The following is a 5,972-nucleotide window of genomic DNA, read 5'->3' as shown; positions in this document are numbered from 1 at the left end:
GATTTTTTGAAAAATGTATCTCCCTCAGGGCAGTTTTTCTGTCTATTATATTATATTCCTCCATAATATCCTTTGGAATGTTTTCTCCGAACAGGCCGGTGTGAGAGTCAAGAGCCGTCTGTACTATTTTTCTAAGGGATCTTTGATTAAAATCCCTGTTGGAACTGTATATTGGAAGAATTTCTTTGCTGAACCCCTGGTTTTCGTCATATTTTCTGTATTCAGGATTCACCATCTGAAAATTGTAGCCTTTTTTCACATTTCCGATAAAGATATATTCATCACCCATTTTGAGGGATTTTTTGAGGTAGGGCATCTGAAACCACACAACTTCTAGAAAGCCTGTTCCGTCGGAAACCTTGGCCTTTATCATGGTTTTTCTGGTCCTGGTTCTCATGGTTTCAATACCGAAGAGTTTACCTTTTATAACAGCGTACTCATCTTCTTTCAGCTGGTTTATATTTTTTAAATTGGTTCTGTCTTCATAGTTTCTGGGGAAGTAGTAAAACAGGTCGTGTAGGGTAACTATTCCCAGACTTTTTAGTTTTTCTATGTTTTTATCTGTAACGCCCTTGAGTTCAAAGTTACTCAAGGGTTCAAATACTCTGTCGTATCTTTCCATAGCCACCGCCAATCAAAGGTTTGTATATTAAATAGATATTATCTTAAAGAGTCCCCTTTGTCAAAATTTCAATGTAATATATCAAAGAATTTTATTTTCGTTTTTAAGAAAAAAAGCTGAAAAATATAATTATTCATGAAATGATTAAAAAATCTGGAGTCAGATTGAATTTTTCCAATTTTTTTATACCAATATTTAACTTTACCACTATTTTTTTAATTATCCTGTGACTATATTTCAAAAGTTTTAAATACATTAGATTTTAATGGGAACAAGGGCTTCAGAGGGAGGTTATACGTCTTGTTTTGAAAAGAAATAAAAAAGAGAGCATCAGCTCCCTAATTAAATAATGGTTTTATCTCTTCTAGCCAGTCATAGATCCTGTCCGGTGTAAGGTCATCCTGATTTTCTTCGTCTAAAACCAGTCCCATAAATTTTCCATCTACCAGGGCTTCACACTCTTTAAAGAAATACCCATCTGTGGAAGTAAGGCCTATTATTTTACCGCCGTTTTTGATAACTGTATCATAAAGTATTTTTATTGCACCTACAAAGGTTTCTCCGAATGTAGTCTGGTTTCCAATTCCTACAAGGGCTACTTTTTTTTCTTTAAAATCAATGGATTTAAATTCTTCAAATACTTTAACCCAGTCTTCCTGAAGCTCTCCCACTCCGTAAGAGGGAACAGCCAGGATAAGGTTTTCATAAGCAGAAAGCTCTGAGATCCCGTCGGTTACGTTATGTACATCTACAAGTTCACCTAAGTTAAATTCTATTTCATCTACCACACCTACAGTTTTTCCAGAAGTGGATCCGTAATATAAACCTATTTTTTTCATGAAATTCCTCCTTTTTATGTGGTTTAAATACCGCAAAGATCCTTTGTAACTTCAGAGGCTATTATGAGTCCGGCCACAGAAGGGACGAAAGAGACACTGCCTAGGTTGACCTTTTTTTCTCTTGTGTTTTCAATGTTTAGAGGCTTTTGAGGAACCTCTTTTGAGAAGATCACCTTTACTTTGTTTATACGTCTTTTTTTCAGTTCTTTTCTCATTACCTTGGCAAGAGGACACACAGAGGTTTTGGAAATATCAGCAACCTCCAGCATTGTAGGATTCAGTTTGTTTCCGGTACCCATGGAAGATACCACAGGTATATTTTTTTTCTTGCATTCCTCTATAAGATCGAGTTTACAGGACACCAAGTCGATGGCATCTACGGCATAGTCATAGTTTTTATCATGGAAAAATAAAGCCGCTGTCTCTTTAGAGAATTTTTCTATATATGAATTAATTTTGACATCAGGATTTATTGAAAGAGCTCTTTCTTTTATCAGGTCTACTTTTTTTCTTCCTATACTTTCATGGGTAGCGATAATCTGACGGTTCAGGTTTGTGATGTCTACAGAATCAAAATCGACCACAGAGATCTCCCCTATACCTGCTCTCACAAGAGCCTCCACTGTAAATCCTCCTACCCCACCTAGACCAAAAATGATGACGTGAGAATTTTTTAATTTTTCGATATTTTCTTTTCCTATTAAAAGTTCTAATCTTTGAAACTGCATATTACCACCTACACTAAATAATTATTTATCTTTTTAATAAAGATTATACAGGAACTTAAAAATAAATTCAATAATTAACTTGATATTTCAAAGTTTTTTAGAGGAAAAACAACTTAAATATCCTATAATCTTAAGAGGAATTACAAATTACAGAATTGATTGACAAAAGTTTTACCAACATGATACATTATGAGAATATAATGTTTTCAAAGTAGTAATTTGATTGATAGGAGGAATAACAATGAGTAAAGTTATCCAGTTAGACGAAGCTACATTTAAAACAGAAGTACTTGAAGGAAAAGGAGTCGTATTAGTTGATTTCTGGGCATCTTGGTGTGGACCTTGTAAAATGCTGGGGCCTATTTTAGATGAACTTTCAGAAGAAGTGACAGTGAATATATGTAAGGTAAATGTTGATGAATATTCTGGTCTTGCAGCTGAATACGGAATCAGAAGTATACCTACGATGATAGTATTTAAAGACGGAGAAAAAGTAGATCAATTAGTGGGTCTTATTCAAAAGCCTGCTCTTAAGGAAAAATTAGAAGCATATTAAAAAGCTCCCCTAGGGGAGTTTTTTAATATGTAAATTTAAGTAGGGGGAGATAAATGATGCGTAAGGCTATAGAACTAGATGAAGCCTCCTTTAAAAAAGAGGTACTTAAAGGAGATGGAGTAGTATTGGTAGACTTTTGGGCACCGTGGTGTGGTCCCTGTGAGATGATGGAACCGTTTTTTGATGAGCTCTCAGAGGAAGTTGAGGCCAAAATATGTAAGATAAACGTTGATGAATATCCGATGGTTGCATCTGAATATGGGATTAGGAGTATACCGGCAATGTTGATATTTAGAGATGGCGATAAAATAGATCAACTGACAGGTTTCATGCATAAAGATGATCTCAGAGAAAAACTTGAAGCATATTAAAAAAAACTCCCAATTGGGAGTTTTTTTTAATTGAGAAACTCTTTACTGTTTTTATAAACCCTGAGAATACATGGCACTAGCTACTTTAACAAAGCCGGCAATATTTGCACCTGCCACTAGATTGTTTTCAAAACCGTATTTTTTTGCAGTTTCGTTTGTATTTCTAAAAATCTCTTTCATTATTTCTTTTAATTTTGAATCCACCTCTTCAAAAGTCCATGAATACCTCATACTGTTCTGGCTCATCTCAAGACCTGAAGTAGCAACCCCACCTGCATTGGAAGCTTTTCCAGGTGCAAAGACAAGACCCTTTTTCAAGAAAAGATGAACTGCTTTAGGGTTGCAAGGCATATTTGCCCCCTCTCCAACTGCAAAACAACCGTTTTTAACGAGAGTTTTAGCAGCATTTTCATCTAATTCATTCTGAGTGGCACAAGGAAGAGCAATATCGCATTTTATGTTCCATATTTCTGAGCTTCCTTCTGTATAGACCGCCTTTGGACGATATTTCAGATACTCCTGTATTCTCTTTTTTTCTACCTCTTTTATTATTTTTATGGTCTCTAAATCGATTCCTTCAGAGTCATAAATACACCCCTTGGAATCACTCATGGCCACAACCTTACCGCCTAACTGGGATGCCTTTTCTGCAGCATAGATGGCTACATTTCCAGACCCTGATACAACTACGGTGGAATCTTTAAATGATTTATTTTTCAAGGTGTTCATGGCTTCTTCCATGAAGTAGCACAGTCCGTATCCCGTGGCCTGGGTTCTCACGAGGCTTCCCCCGTAGGGAAGTCCCTTTCCAGTAAGAACTCCTGTAAATTCATTTTTTATTTTTTTATACATTCCGAACAAATAACCGATCTCTCTTTTCCCGACCCCTATATCTCCAGCAGGGACGTCTGTATCAGCTCCTATATGCCTTGCTAGCTCTAGCATGAAGCTCTGACAGAACCTCATTACCTCTCCGTCGGATTTTCCTTTAGGATCGAAATCAGAGCCTCCCTTTCCTCCTCCCATTGGAAGTCCTGTTAAAGAGTTTTTGAAAATCTGCTCAAAACCTAAAAATTTTATGATTCCCGGGTATACAGACGGGTGAAATCTGAGGCCGCCCTTATAAGGACCGATGGCACTGTTAAACTGGACTCTCATACCCCTGTTTACCTGTACTTTTCCCTTATCATCTACCCATGGCACCCTGAATATGATCTGTCTTTCAGGCTCCACTATTCTATTGAATATACCGGCATCAACCCACTCGGGATGTAACTTTGCAACTGGTTCTAACGATTCAAAAACCTCTTCTACAGCCTGGTGAAATTCCGGTTCATGCGGGTCTCTTTTTTTTACATCTGAAATAACTTGTGCTAAGATACTCATTTTAATGCCCCCTTATTATTTTAATAAATGTCTAAATAATCTGAATCTTATGTTTATTTTATTTTTTCATCCAAATATATATTAGAGATTATAGCAGTTATCTTTTTTTATTGGAGAAAAAATTAATTGATTCATTTGACAAAGAAGCATATAATAGGATAATTTATATCTAATTTGTCAAATTAAACAAGGGGGGATTTCAATGAATAAAGAGATTAACTGGAAAGAGCTGGGGTTTAGCTACATAAAAGCAGACTATAATTTCATCTCATATTACAGAGACGGAAAATGGGACGAAGGAACCATAGGGACAGACGACAAAATCACCATAAGTCAGGCTTCTACGTGTCTTCACTATGGGCAGCAATGTTTCGAGGGATTAAAGGCCTACAGGCATAAAAACGGGGAAATATGCATGTTTAGACCTGATGAAAACTCAAAAAGAATGAATAAAAGTTGTGAGAGAATACTCATGCCTGCAGTACCGGAAGAATTTTTTATAGATGCCTGTAAGAGAGTGGTAAAGGCAAATGAAAGATTTGTTCCTCCTTACGGAAGCGGGGCTACGCTATACATAAGACCTTACGTTATAGGTGTCGGTGATAATATAGGGGTTTCACCTGCCAGAGAGTATATATTCGGAATTTTTGTCATTCCTGTGGGACCTTACTTTAAAGGCGGAATGAGTCCGGTTAATTTCATAACTTCAGAATATGACAGGGCGGCTCCTATGGGGACAGGTTCTGTAAAAGTGGGAGGTAACTATGCAGGAAGTCTCATGCCGCACGAAGAGGCTGTAAAACAGGGATATGCTGACTGTATTTATTTAGATCCTGCTACACATACAAAGATTGAAGAGGTGGGAGCAGCAAATTTCTTTGGAATAACCAGAGATAATACTTTTGTGACACCTAAATCACCATCAATTTTGCAGAGTATAACAAGAAGATCGTTGCTTCATATCGCCGAAAACTATCTCGGAATGAAAGTAGAGGAAAGAGATGTACCTATAGACAGTATCGACGAGTTTATAGAGGCCGGGGCCTGCGGAACTGCAGCGGTAATATCTCCAATAGGAGCAATAAACCACAAGGGTAAAAAATATGTTTTCCACAGCGAAACTGAAGTGGGAGAGGTTACAAAAAAATTATACTCAACTCTCATTGGAATACAAAACGGAGATATAGAAGCTCCAGCGGGTTGGATTGAAAAAGTAAATTTATAAGACTTATTTTTAGGGTATAGAAAATATTTATATTGAATTTTTAATAGGAGTTTCTCATGGGATTGTTTGAATCATTATTCCTTGGAAGCTCTTTTTTTATGAATTTTATTTTTAGGCAGTTAATAATCTTTTCTGAATTATAATTTTTATTTAAAATGTTGGATTTCTATATAAAATAGAAGTTATAAAAAACTGAAATAAAAAAAGTCAGACTGACTTTTTAACAGGTCGTTAAAAAGAGCAGT

At 36.3% G+C, this 5,972-nt stretch carries 7 protein-coding genes; 3 read left to right on the top strand and 4 right to left on the bottom strand.

Annotation, left to right across the window (positions count from 1 at the left end; all coding sequences use genetic code 11):
* From ABZA26_RS05835 to ABZA26_RS05825, 3 genes are all read right to left on the bottom strand, one after another.
* A partial coding sequence (locus ABZA26_RS05835; RefSeq protein WP_372713578.1) for an OB-fold nucleic acid binding domain-containing protein occupies nucleotides 1-622 on the bottom strand: 622 nt, incomplete at its 3' end.
* Nucleotides 623-960: 338 nt separating this feature from the next.
* Nucleotides 961-1,461 (bottom strand): flavodoxin, encoded by a 501-nt coding sequence (locus tag ABZA26_RS05830; protein ID WP_372713577.1) that lies wholly within the window; start codon nucleotides 1,459-1,461, stop codon nucleotides 961-963.
* A 23-nt stretch (nucleotides 1,462-1,484) separates the two neighbouring features.
* Nucleotides 1,485-2,189: a ThiF family adenylyltransferase gene (locus ABZA26_RS05825; protein ID WP_372713576.1), complete on the bottom strand. Its 705-nt coding sequence runs from the start codon at nucleotides 2,187-2,189 to the stop codon at nucleotides 1,485-1,487.
* A gap of 241 nt (nucleotides 2,190-2,430) precedes the next feature.
* Between ABZA26_RS05825 and trxA (ABZA26_RS05820) the strand changes: the two genes are divergently transcribed.
* A complete protein-coding gene (gene trxA / locus ABZA26_RS05820) occupies nucleotides 2,431-2,745 on the top strand; it encodes a thioredoxin (RefSeq protein WP_372713575.1) in 315 nt (104 codons plus the stop codon).
* A gap of 53 nt (nucleotides 2,746-2,798) precedes the next feature.
* Nucleotides 2,799-3,116 (top strand): thioredoxin, encoded by a 318-nt coding sequence (trxA, locus tag ABZA26_RS05815; protein WP_372713574.1) that lies wholly within the window; start codon nucleotides 2,799-2,801, stop codon nucleotides 3,114-3,116.
* Between the two features lie 51 nt (nucleotides 3,117-3,167).
* Here the strand turns inward: trxA (ABZA26_RS05815) and gdhA are convergent, their stop codons facing one another.
* On the bottom strand, nucleotides 3,168-4,502 hold the full coding sequence (gene gdhA, locus ABZA26_RS05810; RefSeq protein WP_372713573.1) for an NADP-specific glutamate dehydrogenase: 1,335 nt from the start codon (nucleotides 4,500-4,502) through the stop codon (nucleotides 3,168-3,170).
* A 202-nt stretch (nucleotides 4,503-4,704) separates the two neighbouring features.
* On the opposite strand from gdhA, the gene ABZA26_RS05805 reads away from it, so the two are divergent.
* Nucleotides 4,705-5,727, top strand: a complete 1,023-nt coding sequence (locus ABZA26_RS05805; protein WP_372713572.1) for a branched-chain amino acid aminotransferase — start codon at nucleotides 4,705-4,707, stop codon at nucleotides 5,725-5,727.
* Nucleotides 5,728-5,972 lie beyond the last annotated feature (245 nt).

The sequence above is a fragment of the Ilyobacter sp. genome (assembly GCF_041583315.1).
Taxonomy (GTDB): Bacteria; Fusobacteriota; Fusobacteriia; order Fusobacteriales; family Fusobacteriaceae; genus Ilyobacter.
Note: the sequence above shows the minus strand (reverse complement) of the source record. Positions and strands in the feature narration are given on the sequence as shown.

What these genes read in the sequence shown, in the direction of transcription:
- ABZA26_RS05830 (WP_372713577.1), bottom strand. Translation starts at nt 1,461, where the DNA reads ATGAAAAAAATAGGTTTATATTACGGATCCACTTCTGGAAAAACTGTA.
- trxA (WP_372713575.1), top strand. Translation starts at nt 2,431, where the DNA reads ATGAGTAAAGTTATCCAGTTAGACGAAGCTACATTTAAAACAGAAGTA.
- gdhA (WP_372713573.1), bottom strand. Translation starts at nt 4,502, where the DNA reads ATGAGTATCTTAGCACAAGTTATTTCAGATGTAAAAAAAAGAGACCCG.
- trxA (WP_372713574.1), top strand. Translation starts at nt 2,799, where the DNA reads ATGATGCGTAAGGCTATAGAACTAGATGAAGCCTCCTTTAAAAAAGAG.
- ABZA26_RS05825 (WP_372713576.1), bottom strand. Translation starts at nt 2,189, where the DNA reads ATGCAGTTTCAAAGATTAGAACTTTTAATAGGAAAAGAAAATATCGAA.
- ABZA26_RS05805 (WP_372713572.1), top strand. Translation starts at nt 4,705, where the DNA reads ATGAATAAAGAGATTAACTGGAAAGAGCTGGGGTTTAGCTACATAAAA.